Below are 18,328 nucleotides of genomic sequence, written 5' to 3'. Positions count from 1 at the left end.
GGAAAAAAGAATGAAATCTTTATCAAGAAGAGCACTGCGGGAATCCGGCCAAGGATACTTGTTCATGTCGCCGGCATTATTTGTCCTACTACTTTTCATCATCGGCCCAATCTTTTATGTCATTTTTCTTTCTTTCCACAAGGTACAGCTTCTCGGGGGAGCAAGCTATGATTTTGTCGCTTTCGATAACTTCGCCCGCATCCTTGATGATACGAGGGCTCAGATTGCGCTTTGGAATACATTTAAATATGTTGTCATTGTGGTACCATGCCAGACCATTCTTGCATTGATCCTGGCAGCTACACTGAATGCCGGTATGAAGGGGCAGAGCGTATTCAGGATCATTTACTTCCTCCCAACATTGACTTCCTCGGCGGTCCTGACGCTCATCTTCATGTGGATGTATAACAAGAACGGTCTGATCAATAACATGCTGGATGCGATCGGTCTTCCAACTTATAACTTCCTTGGGGATCCAGACATTGCTCTCAATGCCATCATGATCATGAATATTTGGTCGACGGCTCCTTTCTTCATGGTCATCTACCTGGCAGCCCTTCAAGATATACCCGATTCGCTCTATGAAGCGGCTGAACTAGACGGGGCGAGTACCATTCAGAAGTTCATGAAGATCACGGTTCCGCACCTTCGGCCGGTGACATCCTTTGTGGCGATCATGGGGCTGATCGGGACATTTCAATTATTCGATCAGTCGTACATCTTCTCGGGCGGATCGGGCGGCCCTGATAATTCGACGCTCACCGTCGTTCTATTAGTCTACCAATATGCATTCAAGAACCTCGGGACAATGGGGTATGCTGCTGCACTGGTCCTCATGCTGGCCATTGTCATCCTTGTAGCGACCTTGATCCAACGGAAATTTTCAAAAGAAGAATCACTTTACTAAGGGGGAAGAACAAGTGAAAAAGAAGCTTGGAGCGGTTCGTATTCTTGTATATGGCATTTTGATCCTCTATGCGATTACAACATTGGTTCCCTTCCTATGGGCACTATCGTCCTCCTTTAAAACCCTGCAGGAAATTGTCGGAGGTACGATTAACTTCATACCGAAACAGTTCACCTTGGATAACTACAAACAAATCTTCATTGAACAGGAACTCTTCCCACGGTGGATGTTCAATAGTATCTTCATTGCCGTAATCGGCACGGCGCTGAATCTACTCTTCAACTCCATGGCAGGCTATGCGCTGGCGAGACTCCGTTTTCCAGGCAAGAAAGCAGTGTTCATCACGATCTTGGCCGTCCTGATGATCCCTGCACAAGTGACCATGATTCCCAACTATCTCATATTAAAGGAACTTGGGTGGCTAAATTCCTACCAGGGAATGATTGTCCCAGCCATGATCAATGCGACGTTCATTTTCATGATGAGACAGTTCTTTATCAACTTTCCGAAAGAATTGGAGGAAGCGGCCGAGATGGACGGCTTGAGCAAGCTTGGGACATTCTTCAAGATTGTCATTCCCCTTGCCAGACCGGCTCTCGCAGCCCAGGCCATCTTTGTCTTCATGGGATCTTGGAATGATTTCATGAGACCCCTGATCGTGATGACAGATATTGAGATGTTCACGCTCCCTCTTGGGTTGAATACGTTCAAGGGTCAGTATGTCAGCTATTGGAACTACATCATGGCAGCGTCTATGGTGTTTACCCTGCCCGTTCTCTTGATTTATGCTTTCTTCAATCGTTACTTTATCAAAGGGATTTCCTTTACAGGTGGGAAATGATCCCATGCGATGAATCAAATTGGAACTGAAAATGAACGGACCCCCGGCAACTGCAGGGGGTCCGTTCGTTATTTACATATATCGGGAAGGGGGTTCTGCACCGCTTCAGAGTAGTCGGAAACGTTAAACGCCCAAGGAGGTGGTTTCTCCTTGGGCGTTCATACTGGCGTTCTTACATACTCCGTGTATGGTCTTTATACTCGGGCAGCTTGAAGAATACTTGATTTAATCGCTTCAGTTACTTCTTTAGTAGTCGAGGTACCGCCGATATCCCGTGTCTTGATCCCGGACTCTGTGACCTCTTCGACGGCATCAAGAAGGGTCTGACCAAGCTCATCGTATCCGAAGTGGTCAAGCATCATCTTCGCCGTCCAGATTTGACCGATCGGGTTGGCAAGGCCTTTTCCTGCGATATCGGGAGCCGACCCGTGGACAGGCTCGAACATGGATGGATATCGGCCTTCGAGGTTGATGTTCGCTGAAGGAGCGATACCGATGCTTCCCATGATGGCGGATCCTACGTCGGTGAGGATGTCGCCGAACAGATTGCTTGCGACAACCACATCGAACTCGGAAGGCTTCGTGACGAAGAAGGCGGCAAGGGCGTCGATGTGATTCGACTGTACATTTACATGCGGGTACTCAGTGGCAACGGCTTTCGTCACTTCATCCCAGAACGGCATGGAGTGGACGATGCCGTTGGATTTCGTCGCGCTCACGAGACGGCTGTTGCGCTTTTCGGCAAGCTGGAATGCATAGCGCATTACTTTTTCCGTGGCTCTCCGTGTGAACACGGCGTTTTGGATGGCCACTTCGTTTTCTCCCTGATGGATGCGTCCACCGACTTCACTGTACTCGCCTTCACTGTTTTCACGGACGACGACGAAATCGAAGTCTTTCGGATTGGCAAGGGGAGAGGCGATGCCTTTCATTCGTTTGGCCGGCCTGACATTGACGGAAAGCTCGAACTCGCGGCGGATCTTGATGAGCATCCCCCACAGGGAGATGTGATCAGGGACGAGAGCAGGATTCCCGACGGCACCTAGGAACAGCGCCTCGAATTGCTTCAAGGTGTTCATGGCATCCTTCGGCATCATTTCACCGTGCTCGACGTAGTAGTCGCAGCTCCAAGGGAAGGTGGTGAAGGAAAACTCCACTCCCCCGTGGGCATCGGCCAGCGTATGCAACACGTCCTTTGCAGATTCTACGACTTCGATTCCGACTCCGTCTCCGGGCAGTGCGGCAAGTTCAATTTTCCTCATGTGAGTCACACTTCTTTCTTATGATTTGAATGCTTCAGGGAAGACGTGAAGATCGACTCCCCATAGGAGTGGTACCAGTGTATAAACAGCTCCAACAATCAGGATGACGCAGAAGATGTTGATCCAGAATCCATTCTTCACCATTTCCGTGATCTTCAGCTTGCCTGTTGCGAAGATGATGGCGTTCGGTGGTGTTCCGACCGGGAGCATGAAGGCACAGTTTGCTGCCATGGCAGCAGGAATCATGATGGCGTACGGATGAACATTGATCGCCATGGCAAGTGAAGCGAGTACCGGTAGGATCATGGTTGCCGTAGCCGTATTGGACGTGATCTCTGTCAGGAATAGGACGAATGTCGTCACCACAATGATCATGACAAGGAAGCTTACTCCGTCAAGGACCTTCAGCTGATTGCCGAGCCACTCTGCGAGACCGGTGGCACTGAAGCCCCCTGCGATGGCCAGTCCGCCTCCGAAGAGAAGGAGGATTCCCTACGGGATATCTTTGGCCACGTTCCAATCGAGGAGGCGGCCACCTTTTCGTTTGGCGGGGATCAAGAACAAGAGGACCCCTGCTGTGATGGCCACCATTGTATCGTCGATTCCCGGGATGATGCCTTTCCATAGGAAGGACTGGGATACCCACATGAAGGCGGCGAAGACGAATACGACGCTGACGGCTTTTTCTTCAAAGCTCATACGACCAAGGGCTGCTTTTTCGTTCTGGATCAGTTCTTTGCCCCCGGGGATCGATTTGATTTTCACCGGGTGGGCCACCTTGATCAAATACAACCATGTCGAGATGAGAAGAAGGATGACGACCGGCACGGCGAAGAGCATCCATCCTCCGAAGGAAATCTGTATTCCATAGAGTTCGGACACGATTCCTGCCAGGATGATGTTCGGCGGTGTACCGATCAGCGTACCGAGTCCACCGATGGTTCCGGCGTATCCGATCGCGAAGATCAGGACTTTCGAGAACTTCTCCTCTTCAGCAGAAAGGTCTTCCTTGCTACCTTTAAGGGCTTGGGACACCTGGTAGGTGATGGCGGTCCCGATCGGGATCATCATCATGACCGCTGCCGTATTGGATACCCACATCGAGAGGAACCCGGTGGCGATCATGAAGCCGAGGACAATATTCGATGTGCTCGTTCCCACTACCGAGATGATGTTCAAGGCGATCCGCTTATGAAGATCCCATTTTTCCATGGCAAGGGCGATCATGAATCCACCCAAGAATAGGAAGACGATGGGATTCCCGTAGCTTGCTGTGACGTTCGCCATCGGGACGGCATTCAGGATGGGAAGCAGGATGATTGGAAGTAGGGAAGTGGCCGGGATCGGGATTGCTTCTGTGATCCACCACGTGGCGACCCAAAGGGTGACGGCTAGGACCATGCGACCTTCTTGGCTCAAGTCACTCGGATTAACAAATAGGACTGAAAGCAGGAAGAGAAGGGGCCCGAGGATCAGACCGATCATCTGCCCTCTTTTGTAGCTACGGTTCCCCGGTTCATTCTCATGCAGGGAGGCATCGTCCCTCCCTGGAACCGTACGTTCCTTCTTGCTTGGAATAGCGAATAATAATAATTGCTTTGTCTTGTCATGGGCTTTCCACATGGAATTCCACATTGATACAGCGTTCATTTCCTTTCCCCCCTCTTGTGAATGTAAAACGCTTACATTATAATTGTGTGTAAAGACATGTTGTCGACTGTCGACAGCTATTGTATCTATCGTACAAGCTTCGGGCTTTACGCGTCAATATTTTTCTAACATAATGAGTATTATGAATCATTAAACAATTAAGCCGATGAGGTGACACGGATGACTTCCATTGAGAAACCCCTATCCTATCATGAACAGCTTCATATGACCATCAAGGAAAGGATCGTGACGGGTCATTATGAACCGGGAGAGCGCCTGTTCGAAGCACAGCTTGCCAGGGAGTTCGGTGTAAGCCGCAGTCCGGTGAGGGAAGCGATGAAAACATTGGAGCAGGAAGGATTGATCCTGTTCGACCCGAAAAAGGGATTGAGCGTGTATAAACCTTCTATTAAAGATGTGCAGGATATTTACCAATGCCGGCAGGTCCTTGAATCCCTTGCTGTATCCCTTGCCTGTGAGCATGCGTCGGATGAAGAGATCCGAACGGCCCATGAGCGCGTGCTGACCGCGCAAAAGGTGTATGAGGAGGATCGGGAGGATTCCGCGATTCAATTGATATCGTTGAATAGTAAGTTCCATGATGCCATCATCTTAGGAAGTCATAACACACGCCTTCATGATCAGCTGGAGCAGATGCGCGCCCTGACGTTTTTCTATCGCCGGATGAATGTGGAAGACAGGATGCGATGCAAGGAGATCCTTGATCAGCATATGGTGATCTCCCGCCATCTCACCAACCGTGACCGGGAAAAGGCGTCCAAGGCCATGCATGATCATGTGGCCACGGATCTTCGTTTTCTTGTCAAGCTGCTTGAGAGAGACGGGGAGGAAGCATGATGAAGATGAAACGGCCCAACCATTGAGGTTGGGCCGTTTTGATTATAGTCCCGGTAAGATTCCGGAGAACAGACTCAGGATATAGACGGTGATGAGGGCCGTGACGCCAGCCACGAACCCGCCGATCGTCCACGCCTGCAATGTCTGCGGGATGGTGAGTTTCCCGAAGTTCTTCACTACCCAGAAACCGGAGTCATTCGGCATGGATAGTCCAACCGCCCCGGCACAGATGGCGAGCCCGAGTAGGATCGGCGTCACACCGAGATCCACCGCTAGGGGCCCCATGATGCTGGAGGTGGTCACAAGTGCCACCGTCGATGATCCGAGGGATGCCCTCAGGATCTGGGAGAAGATGAAGGCGAGAAGGAGAACCGGGATGCTCCAATTTTGCATCGTGTCGATCAAGTGTTGCCCAATACCGCTTTCATTGATGACTGCACCGAACGCTCCACCGGCACCGGTGATGAGGATGATGATCCCCGCCGAGTTGATGGCTTCCGAGTACAATTCACTTTTTGGCTGTGAGATGTACGGAGTCAATACGATCACACCGACGATCACCGAGATGAAGAGGGCTACGTTCTTTTCCCCCACAAAGCTCAGGATGGTCGAGATGCCTGATTCAGGCAGGACAAGTTGAGAGACCGTGTTCGCCAGGATCAAGATGATCGGCAGACCGAGCATGAAGAATGAGAGGCCCGTGCTGATCTCTTTTTTCGGCTTCACGACAGGGTCGATGACGCCTACTTCGACTTCTCCGTCATGCTTGACGCGCTTTCCGATGAACATCCCGTAGAGATATCCTCCCACAAGGGTGGCCGGGATGGCGCAAATGAGACCGTAGAGAATGAAGAGCCCAAGGTCTGCACCGGTATTCTCTGCGACCACAAGTGGGCCTGGAGTCGGTGCGATCATGCTGTGGGAGACGATCAAGCCGACTCCGAGTGCTGTGACAAATGAAACGATGGAAATGCCCGTTTTCTTCGATAGGCTCTTGATCAGTCCACTCAGGATGACGAAGGCAGCATCGAAGAAGACCGGGATGGATACGGCAGTACCGGTCAATGCGAGACCGGCAGGCGATTTTTTGACGCCGAAGACGCGAAGGACCGCTTGGGCGATCTTTTCAACGGCTCCTGAAGCTGCCAGGAACTGACCGAAGATGACGCCGAGTCCGATCAGGATCCCGACTCCTGCCAGCGTATTTCCGAATCCAGTCGTGACGATCTTCGGTGCTTCCGTTACCGGGATGCCGATGACCACAGCCGTGGCGAGTGCGACACCGATGAGGGCAAGAAACGGCTCGAGCTTCAGTTTTAGAATCAAGAAGAAGAGTGCGGCTAAAGAAAGAATGAAGATGACAATTAACATATTCCCAGTGACCATGAATGTGTCCCCCTTTGTTGTTCCCCTAAGTTAGTTTTCCAGTTTCAGTACAACGTCCTTCAATGTCTCTATTCCGCCGACATTGCCGGGGAAGATGACATATGGGATATGCGGGAAGGTGCTTTCCTGCCCTGTTTTCCAGACCGGGATACCCGGTGCGATCTGGCCAGCGACCGTTGCCCTCTTGACCTGAAGCCCTTTGGTGCCGACGTCGCTCGAGGTGATCCCGCCCTTTGCAATGATGTAATTCGGACGGACGGCGCAGTTCCGCACGATGCTTGTCAGGGCATCTGAGATCCGCACAGACTGGATCAATTCCTGTTCTTCCATCCCTTCCCCAAGGTCGAGGCGTTCCCGTTTTGTATAGACGACGGTCGTCACGCCTTCTGAAAGTTTGTTCTCCACCAGGTACAGGACCCGGTTTGTTTCTTCTGCGAATGCTGATTGGTTTCCTACAAGGTGACAGTCAAATTCGATGAACTCGAGACTGCTCAGTTCTTTGAGTGCATTGAGCTGATCCGTCGTCTTCTTGACGTGGGACCCAACGATGATCAGTCCGCCATGCTCGGAATCTTCTAGTATGAGTTCGTCGCGTTCAAGGAGCGGACGGCTGGAGATGTTTCCAATTACCTTGGTGAAGGCCGCTGCCGTGCGGAACATGAACTGCTTGCCGCTGTTGATTGCTTCGATCAGGGCAAGGACGAAAACTTTGACGTCGTTCTCATCGATGGCATTCACAATGACTTTTCCAAAGTCATGCACGCCCATGAGCTTTTCCTTAATGGAGCCGATGGACAGGCTGCGTAGCTCTTCGAGGGTGATGGAGGTCACATCGCTTTTTTTGAAGCGTCCGTCCGTTTTTTCTTCCACCCATTCCCCGAGGTGGCTGGCACGGTAGCCAAAGCTCCGGTCCTTTGCGAACTCTGTGTCACCCGCAGGGATCAGGCTGTCACCGTCCTGCACATAATGGGTGTCATCGATCGTGTAGCGCCCGCCTTCTTTAAAGAAGGGAAGGATGACTTCACCGTCTTGGAATAGACCACCGCGCTGTTCGATGGTGTCTTTCATGACTTCGGTCTCAAGGGGATAATGGCCCCTTAAGGTGGAGTCGCCCCTGCTGATGATCAGGTAAGGAACGCCGAGCTTTTTCGAAATGGCTTCGACCCGGTTGGCGATATCCTGATGGACCACAGTCGTTTCGTTCTCCGTGAAGGCCCTGGAGTTCGTCAGTATAAAGAAAATTTGATTCTCTTCCTCGAACCCACTCGTGATCGTTTCCTCTGTCCAGTCTGTATAGACGGAAACACCGTGGACGGTCTGGACGCCTGTTGGGTCATCATCTAGAACGACGATTTTATGCTGAAGGGAAGGACGGTTCTTTTCCCACAGTGAGTCGAGTTCTGATTGGTTATAAGGTTGATAGTGTTCGAGGATGCTTGCTTCCCTCATATGGAAACACCCTTTCGGACTTCGACTTTTGCCAGTTTCTCATAGTACTGGACGATGCCGCCGTGGTCATCCGCCGCTTTCCCGTCAAGGGCCATGCTGTGGAAAATCTCAAGTACCTGAGACGAGATCGGAAGGGGCACCCCGATGGAGTGAGCTGTATCCATGACGTTGGTCAGATCCTTCAAATTGATATCGATTCGTCCGCCTGCTTCAAAATTCCGCTCAAGGATGAGAGGGACCTTGGCATCGAGGACGGCACTGCCGGCAAGTCCGCCGCGGATCGCTTCGTACATTTTCTCCACGTCGATCCCTGCTTTGGCTGCGAGGACGAGAGCTTCCGACATAGCGGCGATATTCACGTTCACCATGATCTGATTGGCAAGCTTCGCCGTCGTGCCGCATCCGTGATCTCCGACGAGGGTGATGGATTCCCCCATGCACTGAAGGACAGGAAGGGCGCTCTCGAATACGTCGGGCTTACCGCCGACCATGATGGCGAGGGTCCCGTCGATCGCTTTCGGTTCGCCGCCGCTCACCGGGGCATCCATCATATGCACGCCTGAAGCGGCAAGGGTTTCGGCGATCTGCTTCGACACCACAGGGGTGATGGAGCTCATATCGATGACGATGCTTCCGGGTTTTGCCCCATGGATGACACCGTTTTCATTCAAAACCACACTCAATACATGCTCTGATTTCGGAAGCATCGTAATGATGACATCGCTGCCTTCCGCTGTTTCTTTCGGAGTCAAAGCAGGTGTCGATCCGTGCGAGGCAAGTTCAGCCACTGCTTTTTCATTAATATCGAAGACCTTTACGTCATATCCACCTTTGATCAGGTTCAGCGCCATCGGCTTCCCCATGATTCCTAGTCCAATAAAACCAATCGTTTTCATGATGAATTCCACTCCTTTGTAAGTGCTTTCAGTTTGATTAATTTCATTGTACACGGTTACATTATTTTTGTATACAAAAAATATTAAAATGTATACTATTTCTAAAAATCCTTTTAAAATGGGTGAAATCATCCTATACTTTGAACAAGACACGTATGGAAAAGGGAGGAAGACCGAATCTCTTGGAGTAGAGGTCGATTACATTGCCTAAAGCATCACAAACAGCGTACCTGCAAGCATATGAGTATATACGGGACAAAATATTGAGCGGGAGTTTTCCGGGAGGAACCAAGCTTGTGGAGGAGCGCCTCGCGGAGGAACTCGGCCTGAGCCGGACCCCTGTAAGGGAAGCGATCCGCAAGCTCGACGAAGAAGGACTGCTTGAGAAGAAACGGGTGGTGAACCCGACGGAAACCGATCTCCGCCATGTCTTCGAGGTCCGAATCCTCCTCGAAGGCGCCGCCGCCAGAAACGCTGCACAATATCTCAACGAAGAACAGCTCGCTCGGCTGCAAGAGTGTGTGGAGATCGGAAGGAGCGGTACCAAGGAAGAAATCATGAAGGCAAACTTTGAATTTCACGACATCATCATCCAGGCGACCCGTAACCCCGTCATGGTCGACATCATCGACCGCATGCAGTCCATCATCTATCTCTTCAGGAAGACCGTCGTCGCCTACAAACGCCCATTCCTAATCGATGAACACGAGGAAATCTATAAAGCCATTGCGGCTCACGATGGTGCTAAGGCAGAGGTTCTTATGAAAGAACATCTGAAAGCAGATCTGGAATTTTGTTTGAACTATATAGGGTAGTGTGAGGCCCCTCTGTTGAGGGGTTTTTATCTTTCTGAAAGTTAGTCATAAAGAACTAGTAAATTGTGGAAAAGGTAGAAAAGATGAGTAAGTGGAAGGGAATATTGGAAAATTGAATATTTTAAAGAATATTTGACCATTTAAGAGATTTTAATTCACATAATCATTAGATTATACTGTGAGAGTGTTCTTTAAAAAGAACGAAATATTCTTTGAGGTATCCATATTACTCTTGTTGACATTGAGGTGAGTGTCGTTAGAAACAAAGGATGGTCAGAAAAATCATTTAAAAGAGTCCTCATGTTATTAGGAGGCGTACTCATTTGGTATACAGCAATTTTTACGGGGATATATCTTACTTCTGAGACGAAGGCTCAATATAATGATATAGAAGTGATTGCTGGTTCTATTCATGTGGATTGGGAAGTTGAATCAGATACAGAAGATTGGGATAAGAGTTCTTTTGAATTCGTCACGATAAAAGGGGACTGTACGAAAATAGAAGCAGCGTTTACAAATACAGGTTCCGGGGATGCAAAAGGTCCACTCCGATATAAAATACAGTGGGCGCCAGGCGGAAATGGTAAGGACGGAACGATTGTGAAGGAAGAAGTCCTTCAGCGGGGACTGAAATCCGGCGAATCCATCACGCTTACCCATGAGCCTGATAAAGAAGGCAAATACCGGTTCACGCTATTCCAGCATCCGGATCATCCGGGGAAATCAGACCCTACAGGTGATTTGACCATCGGGAAGTGTGCGAAGCCGAAAGCCGTAGAGAAATTGGAGAAGGCAGAGGAAGAAACAGACAAGTCACAATCGGTAGAAGAGACCCTCCCTAACAGTGATGCCGATAAACAGGAAGCGACCAGTGAGAAAGAAAAGCAAGAATCCAATCAAACGAACAAGCAATCCACTTCTATAGAAGAAAAGCCGACAGAAGAACCTGAAGTGGTACCACCGTCGAATGATGAAGCGAAAAAGGAAGGGGAGGAATCGGTTGAAAAAGTTTCTGAGTAATAGTATCACAGCCATTCTATTCATCGTGTTCATTGGAATGATGTTCATCGTCATTTCATCCATGGCATCGGGAGGAGAGCCGCAGCTCTTCGGAAAACAGCTGAAGACCGTCCTTTCAGGTTCGATGGAGCCTGAGTTCCAAACAGGATCGGTCATCGCAGTGGAGCCCGTTCAAGATGCAGAAGCCTTGAAAAAGGGAGATGTCATCTCGTTCGTGGTCCCGGATGGCACCATGGTCACCCATAGAATTACAGACGTCACGAAAAATGGAGATCAGACGCTATTCCAAACCAAAGGGGATAACAACAAAGAAGCAGATACCGAACCCGTCCTCTCTCAAAATGTAGTAGCTAAATACACAGGGTTCACGATTCCCTATCTTGGCTATTTTGTAGACTTTGCCAAGTCCAATAAAGGAATGGCCCTTCTCATGATCATCCCGGGCGTTTTCCTCCTGGGGTACTCAGCCTTCACCATCCGCTCGGCCCTTAAAGAAATCGATCAAAGTCAAACAAAAAAAGAACTCGACAAGCCAGCGTGATTATTTCTGAGACACCATTTTATGAATCAATCAGGACACCAGATAAACGGGAATAGAGTGGAGGATAGGAAATGACTATCAAGAAAAAGTTAGGGGTTGGGATGTCATCAGCAGTATTGGGGCTATCTTTAATCGGTGGAGGGACATTTGCGGCGTTTAATGATACTGCCACAGTGAATAATCATTTTGCATCTGGAACACTAAAACTTAGTGTGGGGAGTAATGAAGGTAATAAACCGAACCACTTCGATATTTCAAATATGAAACCAGGGGATAGCGTGCAAAGGAAATATAGGCTTGAAAATGCTGGAACAATATTAATAGAGAATATTTTTATGACAGTCAAAGCTAAAGAGTATTCAAATAATGATAGTGGTGCAACATTAGAGGATTTTTTGAACCAATTTGAAATAACATTATACAATGTTCATTCTAAGAATGATGGTGAATACAATGACAAAAACTCTCTGATTAAGGAAAATACGAGTGTCACTCTTAAGGATCTAGTAAAGGGTGATTTGAGTGGGAAAATTAAAGGTAGGTATATGACTGAAGGCAAAGTGAATTTGGCACCTATTGGTATAAGTAACAATTCAAGATCCTCTACATCGAAAGGTAATACACTTGTCATAATGATCAAATTTAAAGAGGATAGCAGTAAAAATGATAACGGTGAGTTTTATCAGAATAAATTTATGAATAATACAGTAAACTTCGATATTATTTTTGAAGCAACTCAATAAATGTAATGAGTAAAAAGTAAACGGGAAAATTAAGCATGAGTATTAATAAGGAAAACCATAAGTAAAGTTATAGCTCTATAAGTGAAGAAAGAAAGGGAAAATTTTTTAAGAGGTTTGTTCATTATAAAGGAAATTTAGTTCGTTAAAGAATTTAGCGAGGTGGTTTTTCATCTATTATCCCCACTAAACTCACTTCATTCTAATATAAAATGATTGTTCTCCTATTTAATTAGGATTCAATAGATTATACATACCCGGAATGGGCAGAGGGAGGAAATGAAACATGAGTATTAAAAAGAAACTGGGACTTGGTGTAGCAACGGCAGCATTGGGATTATCTTTGATTGGTGGAGGGACCTTCGCGGCGTTCAATGATGTAAAGACAGTTAACAATCACTTTGCGTCTGGCACCTTAGAGCTCGATGTAAAGGGCGGCAAGAATAAACCCGTTAACTTTGATCTGGGTAATATGAAGCCAGGAGACAGTGTGGAAAGGGTATTTAAACTAAGAAATGTTGGATCGGTAGCCATTAAAGAGGTATTGATGAATGTGAGGGCAGAGGAATTCACAAACGGAGATAATGGGTCTACATTGGAGGATTACTTAAAGCAGTTTGAAATCCAAGTGTTTAAAGTGGATCAAGACCATGAAGGTTACAACTATGGGCGGGACTCCATCTTGAAATCAAAAGATGTCACATTATATGATCTCTATACAGGGAAATTAACTGGTAAGGTGAAGAAAGAGTATTTAGTAGGGAATCGCATTAATCTGGCACCAATCGGTTCAAAACACACCGATCAAGGCTTAATCAGTGATAGTAAAAACTCGGTGAAAATTGAAATTTCATTCAAGAATGATAAATCGAAGAATGCCGATGGTGAGTATGATCAAAACCAATTCATGAACAATAGCATTGATTTCTTCTTCGATCTCGAAGCCACTCAATGGAAGGGTATTAAGATTAAAATAGATGATGCGAATGGAAAAATAAACAATGGAAAACAAGTACAAGACAATAGATTGCCACGGGATAATACCTCTGGATCTGGAGAATTTGATGACAATCCAGTAACCGACTGACCTTTTTGAAAAAACAGGCCCTAGTGGTCTGTTTTTTTGTATGTGAAAAATCGTGTGGTGTATTCACTTCCCTACGTTAAATAAATCTCTATTTTTTCACAAAAGAACTTCACAATTCCCTTTTTCTGCCGAAACTAAAAAGTGGAAGTGTAATTCTAAAGTATTAGTAAATAAGAATCAGGAAGGGTTGTTTAAATGGGGACATGTCCGAATTGTCATCATCAGAATGATGGCGGAAACTTTTGTGAGAAGTGCGGTACGAGATTGACAGAAGGGGAAGCGGTTGTGGTGGGAGGGGCTTCGGCAGCTAGTGTAGAGACTGTCCGTCCCAACGAGCATATTGAGAAAGCGAAGAATGTGTCCAAGCTTTATTTCGGTTATTTTATGAGTCTACTGAAATCACCGCTAGCCAAGGGGAGCCGGATCGGTGAAGAGCATTTTGTGAACGGCCTTATTACAATCATCCTTTATTCTTTAATTCTTCCTCTTTCCATGTATGTTGCTCTTGGGGAGTATGGACGGTATATGGATTCAGCTTTCCTTACCATCGTGATTAAGCCTACCCTTGCGATGGCGGTTTTCGTTTTCCTTATGAGTGTCTTCACATTCTGTGCAGTGAAGGTGGTTGGGGTGCAAGTGACGTTCAAGTCTGCCGTAGCCAGATTCGGTGCTATTTTAGTACCGTTCATTGCTGTGTTTGTACTCGGACTGCTCATGTCCCTGTTTGAGATTTATGAATTTGTATTCGTTTTGGGACTCGGATTGTTCGGTGCCATCTTCACCGCCCCTGCGATCGTTGTCATGAGTTATACAAGGAACATTGCCTCTAAGTTTGACCCTCTTTACGGGATCATCCTGACGTACGTGGCATCATTTATCGTATTCGCTTTGATTTTAAGAGGGTTCATCATGAATATGATTGATAACCTTGGCATCTTTTCTTCTCCATTCTAATAGAGCAATGAAAGAAAGAGGGACATGCAAATGGGATTTTGTAAGAATTGCGGTGCGGAGTTTAATGAAGGGAAGAAGTTCTGTAAGAACTGTGGGACTCCTCTTTCAGCATCGGTAGAAAAGCAGGCACCATCAAAGCCAAGGAAGCCGTGGACCACGCTGCAGAAAATCATGACTGCGAGCATCCTCGTCCTGATTGCAGCAGGAACAGCCGGCCATTTCTACGTGAAGGCAGCCCACTCACCGGATAAATTAGTCGATGGGTTCACAGTAGCAGTAAAAGATAAAAACGTGAAGAAGGCAAAGGAAGTATTCGATCTCCAGGACATTAAACAGGATACGGGCGATAAAGAAGTGAAGAAGTATCTTGCCTATCTTCAGGGAGACCTCCCGGATCTTGTGAATCAACTCGAAGGACAGGCTGCTTCCATTAAAGAAGGGACTTCAGCTGCAGCGAAGATCACCGATGAGCAAGGAAATGAACTTTTCCATTTTACCAAGGGTAAGAAATTCCTTGGCATTTATGATACATACACTCTTAAAGTCATCCCATTCCATGTGGTGACGGATGCCAACCTGGACGCATATACCGTTGCCTTGAAAGGCCAGGAAAACGAAGCAAAGGATAAGCAGGCAGAGCTTACCGGGCTTTTACCCGGTGAATCGAAGCTTTCTGCTTCATTGAAGACCCCGTACTCGACGTTTAAGGAAGAAGAGGAGCTGGACTTCACCGATGCAACGGAAAACCAGCTCGATCTGACCATCGATTTCTCAGGGAAATACGTCTTCCTTGATGAATATGACAGTGAAGAGGTGTCTGCACTCCTCATCAATGGGAAGAAGATGAAAGATCAGGTGAAATATGAGACGCCGATCGGACCGTTCCCGACGGACGGTTCAGTAGAAATCGTCGCCGAGCATACGGTCAAGGATAAGACATATACGTCCGATGCTATCAAAGTGACGAATCTTTCTTCTGACTATCTGTACTTTGAGTATCCTGAACTCATCAAGGAGCAGGATGCTGCATGGTACAGCCCATGGGACGAGGAAGAAGAGGAGCCTGATGTGGATGCCGAACTGACGGAGTTCATAGAAGACTACACCTATGCAATCGTAGAAGCCAGGAACACCGGGGACTTCTCCGGTGCCGCAGCATACCATGACCCAGACGGTGAAGCATACGGACAGGCTGAACAGTACGCAGCGGACCTGTTTAAGGCCGGTACAAAAGAAGATGTCATCGATGTGACCGTCGGTGATATTGAAGAAGACGGCGATGCCTACATTGTTCACCTCGAAGACACTTTCAGCATCACGAAATCCGACGGCAGTGAGAATGAGAGTACGTTTGATACGATCTACAAAGTGATATCGACTGAAGATGGCTATCAGGTCAATAAGCTGATCGATACGGACGAACAATAGATATGAAATGCATGAAGAAGATGATTCCCATCCAAGAGGGGATCATCTTTTTTTATGAATCGATCCTCTATCTACCATATTGATAGAAACGATGTGTCGGACTGAACGGGATTTTAGAAAAAGACCACTATCAGTGAGGGAAATCACGTTATAAAAGGAGTGCTGCCGGGGGAACGGCCGCTCACAGGGACGTTTGACGGAAGCTATTCCACCTTTAAAGAAAAACAAGATCTTTCCTTCAATGAAGCCTGTGAAAATGAACTTGAGGTGAGCATTGATTTTGGAGCGGGATATGTCTATGTCGATGAGTACGATGAAATCAGCGTGCTACTCATTAATGGAAAGAAGCAAGAAAAGCTTCCACATGATACGCCACTCGGCCCATTTGCGACCGATGGTTCTGTCACAGCTACAGGGGAGTTCGAGTATAAAGGAAAAACCTATAAGTCTGTCCCGCAGAAGATTCAAACGTCCGGACCTAATTTCCTAACGTTTCAGTATCCCGAGCTTGATGACATTCGCGAAGCAGAGGAAGAAGCTTTCGAACAGGAAGCTATAGAGGCTCTGGAAGCAGAAGAAACGGAGGGAAATATCCGCACCTTTATAGAAGATTATACGTATGAGAGCGCACATGCGAGGAACGAGGGGGATTTTTGGCTAGTCGAGTACATGCATCATCCCGATGGAGAAGCTTACGCAGAGTCCAGGGATTTTATTGAGTATCTTTATGAAAATGATATAAAGGAGGAAGTCATTGATTTTAAGGTTATTAGTATAGAAGAAGACGGTAGCGATTACCTCGTCACCACACAGGAGACCTTCGATATCTACGATTCGTCTGGAGATGTGTCCCGTAAAAGCTACAAGACAACGTATGGATCACAGATTCTGCCGGCGTCCTGCAGGTATGGGAGCTGATCGAGACCAATGAAATCTAAGGGGACTGCCCGGTGAAGGCGGGGCAGTATGGTTGCCACATTAAACTTTACATCATTCAAACCCGTCCTTAGCATAATCTTTACATTCCTTTGATAAACTAAAGGCAACAAGATTAACCAACCAGGAGGGATCGCGATGCTTCGTACATTTTTAAGGGAATGGCATAAGTTCTGGTTCTTCACCTTCAATTACCGTCTGGATACGACCCACGACAGCAGTTTGTTGAATAAATATCAGGAAAAATCCAGATATCACGGAGACAAACTTGTACAGCTCTTGTAGCTGTCTTTTTTATTTTTAGAAAACCACCACATTTATATTGTGGAAACACTCCTATATGTGGTATCTTAATCTTCTAGCAGTCAACCGGCTGAAAAAAAACGAACTCGTTCGGTGAAATATTTTTGAAAAGAAGTTGACTTCTGCGAAATAAGATGATATAGTAATTCTTGTCCTTAAGAGACGCATACATAACGGCCCATTGGTCAAGCGGTTAAGACACCGCCCTTTCACGGCGGTAACACGGGTTCGAATCCCGTATGGGTCACCATTTGGAGGATTAGCTCAGCTGGGAGAGCATCTGCCTTACAAGCAGAGGGTCGGCGGTTCGATCCCGTCATCCTCCACCATAGTTTTTTCACGAAGCGCAAGCGGAGTGACAATAACTTACCATTAAGTTCTTAACCTTTGCGCAGATGTTAAGGCAAAGCGAAAAGAACGATTATACACCATGCCGGTGTAGCTCAACTGGTAGAGCAACTGACTTGTAATCAGTAGGTTGGGGGTTCAAGTCCTCTTGCCGGCACCACTTTTGTTCGATTGGTTTGGACAAAGCAAGCAGAACGAGCCATTAGCTCAGTTGGTAGAGCATCTGACTTTTAATCAGAGGGTCGAAGGTTCGAATCCTTCATGGCTCACCATTTGTATCATGCGGGTGTGGCGGAATTGGCAGACGCACCAGACTTAGGATCTGGCGCCGCAAGGCGTGGGGGTTCAAGTCCCTTCACCCGCACCATATGCGGAAGTAGTTCAGTGGTAGAACACCACCTTGCCAAGGTGGGGGTCGCGGGTTCGAATCCCGTCTTCCGCTCCATTATTGTTGCCTCGCCGCATTGGCGGACCGACAGAAGCACAGGTTTACAATCCTTCATTGGATTCACTTGATGCAGGATAATAAATACGTGCGCCCGTAGCTCAATTGGATAGAGCGTTTGACTACGGATCAAAAGGTTAGGGGTTCGACTCCTCTCGGGCGCGCCATTATATCGGGAAGTAGCTCAGCTTGGTAGAGCACTTGGTTTGGGACCAAGGGGTCGCAGGTTCGAATCCTGTCTTCCCGACCACTTTCTTTGGGGCCTTAGCTCAGCTGGGAGAGCGCCTGCTTTGCACGCAGGAGGTCAGCGGTTCGATCCCGCTAGGCTCCACCAACGATCCTTTGATCGAACATATAGGTTATTCATCATGGCGGTGTAGCTCAGCTGGCTAGAGCGTACGGTTCATACCCGTGAGGTCGGGGGTTCGATCCCCTCCGCCGCTATTTACATACGGTTATGCT

At 47.6% G+C, this 18,328-nt stretch carries 16 protein-coding genes, 10 tRNA genes and 1 pseudogene; 22 read left to right on the top strand and 5 right to left on the bottom strand.

Annotated features, from left to right (window positions below; genetic code table 11):
• Nucleotides 1-10 precede the first annotated feature (10 nt).
• Both K6T23_RS19500 and K6T23_RS19495 read left to right on the top strand, forming a co-directional pair.
• Nucleotides 11-907 carry a carbohydrate ABC transporter permease gene (locus K6T23_RS19500; RefSeq protein WP_056538716.1) on the top strand — a complete coding sequence of 299 codons (897 nt, stop codon included), beginning with the start codon at nucleotides 11-13 and terminating at the stop codon, nucleotides 905-907.
• A gap of 13 nt (nucleotides 908-920) precedes the next feature.
• Nucleotides 921-1,748 carry a carbohydrate ABC transporter permease gene (locus K6T23_RS19495; protein WP_056538713.1) on the top strand — a complete coding sequence of 276 codons (828 nt, stop codon included), beginning with the start codon at nucleotides 921-923 and terminating at the stop codon, nucleotides 1,746-1,748.
• A gap of 194 nt (nucleotides 1,749-1,942) precedes the next feature.
• Here K6T23_RS19495 and K6T23_RS19490 read toward each other — a convergent pair whose 3' ends face one another.
• A complete protein-coding gene (locus K6T23_RS19490; protein ID WP_238282767.1) occupies nucleotides 1,943-3,010 on the bottom strand; it encodes a tartrate dehydrogenase in 1,068 nt (355 codons plus the stop codon).
• A gap of 18 nt (nucleotides 3,011-3,028) precedes the next feature.
• Nucleotides 3,029-4,660: pseudogene (locus K6T23_RS19485) on the bottom strand (SLC13 family permease).
• Nucleotides 4,661-4,840: 180 nt separating this feature from the next.
• Here K6T23_RS19485 and K6T23_RS19480 point away from each other — a divergent pair.
• On the top strand, nucleotides 4,841-5,518 hold the full coding sequence (locus tag K6T23_RS19480; RefSeq protein ID WP_238282765.1) for a GntR family transcriptional regulator: 678 nt from the start codon (nucleotides 4,841-4,843) through the stop codon (nucleotides 5,516-5,518).
• Nucleotides 5,519-5,560: 42 nt separating this feature from the next.
• Here the strand turns inward: K6T23_RS19480 and K6T23_RS19475 are convergent, their stop codons facing one another.
• The 3 genes from K6T23_RS19475 to garR are packed head-to-tail and all read right to left on the bottom strand — an operon-like array spanning nucleotide 5,561 to nucleotide 9,381.
• Nucleotides 5,561-6,904, bottom strand: a complete 1,344-nt coding sequence (locus tag K6T23_RS19475) for a GntP family permease (protein WP_056538701.1) — start codon at nucleotides 6,902-6,904, stop codon at nucleotides 5,561-5,563.
• Between the two features lie 30 nt (nucleotides 6,905-6,934).
• Nucleotides 6,935-8,353, bottom strand: coding sequence for a four-carbon acid sugar kinase family protein (locus K6T23_RS19470; RefSeq protein WP_238282763.1), 1,419 nt, complete (start codon nucleotides 8,351-8,353; stop codon nucleotides 6,935-6,937).
• The gene (gene garR, locus K6T23_RS19465; RefSeq protein WP_273546590.1) at nucleotides 8,350-9,381 is read right to left on the bottom strand and encodes a 2-hydroxy-3-oxopropionate reductase; all 1,032 of its coding nucleotides are present in this window, start codon (nucleotides 9,379-9,381) and stop codon (nucleotides 8,350-8,352) included. Before garR ends, K6T23_RS19470 begins: the two co-directional genes overlap by 4 nt.
• A gap of 65 nt (nucleotides 9,382-9,446) precedes the next feature.
• Here garR and K6T23_RS19460 point away from each other — a divergent pair, with 65 nt between their 5' ends.
• The 19 genes from K6T23_RS19460 (at nucleotide 9,447) to K6T23_RS19370 (ending at nucleotide 18,310) form a co-directional block, all read left to right on the top strand.
• On the top strand, nucleotides 9,447-10,064 hold the full coding sequence (locus K6T23_RS19460) for a GntR family transcriptional regulator (protein ID WP_238284478.1): 618 nt from the start codon (nucleotides 9,447-9,449) through the stop codon (nucleotides 10,062-10,064).
• Between the two features lie 246 nt (nucleotides 10,065-10,310).
• Nucleotides 10,311-11,084, top strand: a complete 774-nt coding sequence (gene tapA / locus K6T23_RS19455; RefSeq protein ID WP_273546589.1) for an amyloid fiber anchoring/assembly protein TapA — start codon at nucleotides 10,311-10,313, stop codon at nucleotides 11,082-11,084.
• A complete protein-coding gene (gene sipW / locus K6T23_RS19450; RefSeq protein WP_238284477.1) occupies nucleotides 11,035-11,625 on the top strand; it encodes a signal peptidase I SipW in 591 nt (196 codons plus the stop codon). Before tapA ends, sipW begins: the two co-directional genes overlap by 50 nt.
• A gap of 71 nt (nucleotides 11,626-11,696) precedes the next feature.
• Nucleotides 11,697-12,368: a TasA family protein gene (locus K6T23_RS19445; RefSeq protein ID WP_238282759.1), complete on the top strand. Its 672-nt coding sequence runs from the start codon at nucleotides 11,697-11,699 to the stop codon at nucleotides 12,366-12,368.
• Between the two features lie 283 nt (nucleotides 12,369-12,651).
• Nucleotides 12,652-13,452 (top strand): TasA family protein, encoded by an 801-nt coding sequence (locus K6T23_RS19440; RefSeq protein WP_238282757.1) that lies wholly within the window; start codon nucleotides 12,652-12,654, stop codon nucleotides 13,450-13,452.
• A 195-nt stretch (nucleotides 13,453-13,647) separates the two neighbouring features.
• The gene (locus K6T23_RS19435) at nucleotides 13,648-14,406 is read left to right on the top strand and encodes a zinc ribbon domain-containing protein (protein ID WP_238282755.1); all 759 of its coding nucleotides are present in this window, start codon (nucleotides 13,648-13,650) and stop codon (nucleotides 14,404-14,406) included.
• 30 nt (nucleotides 14,407-14,436) lie between these two features.
• Nucleotides 14,437-15,834 carry a TcaA NTF2-like domain-containing protein gene (locus K6T23_RS19430; RefSeq protein WP_238282754.1) on the top strand — a complete coding sequence of 466 codons (1,398 nt, stop codon included), beginning with the start codon at nucleotides 14,437-14,439 and terminating at the stop codon, nucleotides 15,832-15,834.
• A gap of 159 nt (nucleotides 15,835-15,993) precedes the next feature.
• Complete coding sequence (locus K6T23_RS19425; RefSeq protein ID WP_238282748.1) at nucleotides 15,994-16,752, top strand: TcaA NTF2-like domain-containing protein; 759 nt, start codon at nucleotides 15,994-15,996, stop codon at nucleotides 16,750-16,752.
• A 156-nt stretch (nucleotides 16,753-16,908) separates the two neighbouring features.
• A complete protein-coding gene (locus tag K6T23_RS19420) occupies nucleotides 16,909-17,055 on the top strand; it encodes a hypothetical protein (protein WP_156450673.1) in 147 nt (48 codons plus the stop codon).
• A 193-nt stretch (nucleotides 17,056-17,248) separates the two neighbouring features.
• Nucleotides 17,249-17,323: transfer RNA gene (locus K6T23_RS19415), tRNA-Glu, on the top strand.
• Nucleotides 17,324-17,326: 3 nt separating this feature from the next.
• Nucleotides 17,327-17,402, top strand: a tRNA-Val gene (locus tag K6T23_RS19410).
• A gap of 103 nt (nucleotides 17,403-17,505) precedes the next feature.
• Nucleotides 17,506-17,581: transfer RNA gene (locus tag K6T23_RS19405), tRNA-Thr, on the top strand.
• Between the two features lie 36 nt (nucleotides 17,582-17,617).
• Nucleotides 17,618-17,693, top strand: a tRNA-Lys gene (locus K6T23_RS19400).
• A gap of 10 nt (nucleotides 17,694-17,703) precedes the next feature.
• Nucleotides 17,704-17,788: transfer RNA gene (locus K6T23_RS19395), tRNA-Leu, on the top strand.
• 3 nt (nucleotides 17,789-17,791) lie between these two features.
• Nucleotides 17,792-17,866: transfer RNA gene (locus K6T23_RS19390), tRNA-Gly, on the top strand.
• Between the two features lie 90 nt (nucleotides 17,867-17,956).
• Nucleotides 17,957-18,033, top strand: a tRNA-Arg gene (locus tag K6T23_RS19385).
• A gap of 6 nt (nucleotides 18,034-18,039) precedes the next feature.
• Nucleotides 18,040-18,116: transfer RNA gene (locus tag K6T23_RS19380), tRNA-Pro, on the top strand.
• Nucleotides 18,117-18,124: 8 nt separating this feature from the next.
• A tRNA-Ala gene (locus K6T23_RS19375) sits at nucleotides 18,125-18,200 on the top strand.
• Between the two features lie 36 nt (nucleotides 18,201-18,236).
• Nucleotides 18,237-18,310 (top strand) — tRNA-Met (locus tag K6T23_RS19370).
• Nucleotides 18,311-18,328: the final 18 nt, after the last annotated feature.

It is taken from the genome of Rossellomorea marisflavi (genome assembly GCF_022170785.1).
GTDB classification, from domain to species: domain Bacteria; phylum Bacillota; class Bacilli; order Bacillales; family Bacillaceae_B; genus Rossellomorea; species Rossellomorea marisflavi_B.
Note: the sequence above shows the minus strand (reverse complement) of the source record. Positions and strands in the feature narration are given on the sequence as shown.

What these genes read in the sequence shown, in the direction of transcription:
- K6T23_RS19500 (WP_056538716.1), top strand. Translation starts at nt 11, where the DNA reads ATGAAATCTTTATCAAGAAGAGCACTGCGGGAATCCGGCCAAGGATAC.
- K6T23_RS19490 (WP_238282767.1), bottom strand. Translation starts at nt 3,010, where the DNA reads ATGAGGAAAATTGAACTTGCCGCACTGCCCGGAGACGGAGTCGGAATC.
- K6T23_RS19480 (WP_238282765.1), top strand. Translation starts at nt 4,841, where the DNA reads ATGACTTCCATTGAGAAACCCCTATCCTATCATGAACAGCTTCATATG.
- K6T23_RS19475 (WP_056538701.1), bottom strand. Translation starts at nt 6,904, where the DNA reads ATGGTCACTGGGAATATGTTAATTGTCATCTTCATTCTTTCTTTAGCC.
- K6T23_RS19470 (WP_238282763.1), bottom strand. Translation starts at nt 8,353, where the DNA reads ATGAGGGAAGCAAGCATCCTCGAACACTATCAACCTTATAACCAATCA.
- garR (WP_273546590.1), bottom strand. Translation starts at nt 9,381, where the DNA reads ATGATTTCACCCATTTTAAAAGGATTTTTAGAAATAGTATACATTTTA.
- sipW (WP_238284477.1), top strand. Translation starts at nt 11,035, where the DNA reads ATGAAGCGAAAAAGGAAGGGGAGGAATCGGTTGAAAAAGTTTCTGAGT.
- K6T23_RS19445 (WP_238282759.1), top strand. Translation starts at nt 11,697, where the DNA reads ATGACTATCAAGAAAAAGTTAGGGGTTGGGATGTCATCAGCAGTATTG.
- K6T23_RS19440 (WP_238282757.1), top strand. Translation starts at nt 12,652, where the DNA reads ATGAGTATTAAAAAGAAACTGGGACTTGGTGTAGCAACGGCAGCATTG.
- K6T23_RS19435 (WP_238282755.1), top strand. Translation starts at nt 13,648, where the DNA reads ATGGGGACATGTCCGAATTGTCATCATCAGAATGATGGCGGAAACTTT.
- K6T23_RS19430 (WP_238282754.1), top strand. Translation starts at nt 14,437, where the DNA reads ATGGGATTTTGTAAGAATTGCGGTGCGGAGTTTAATGAAGGGAAGAAG.
- K6T23_RS19420 (WP_156450673.1), top strand. Translation starts at nt 16,909, where the DNA reads ATGCTTCGTACATTTTTAAGGGAATGGCATAAGTTCTGGTTCTTCACC.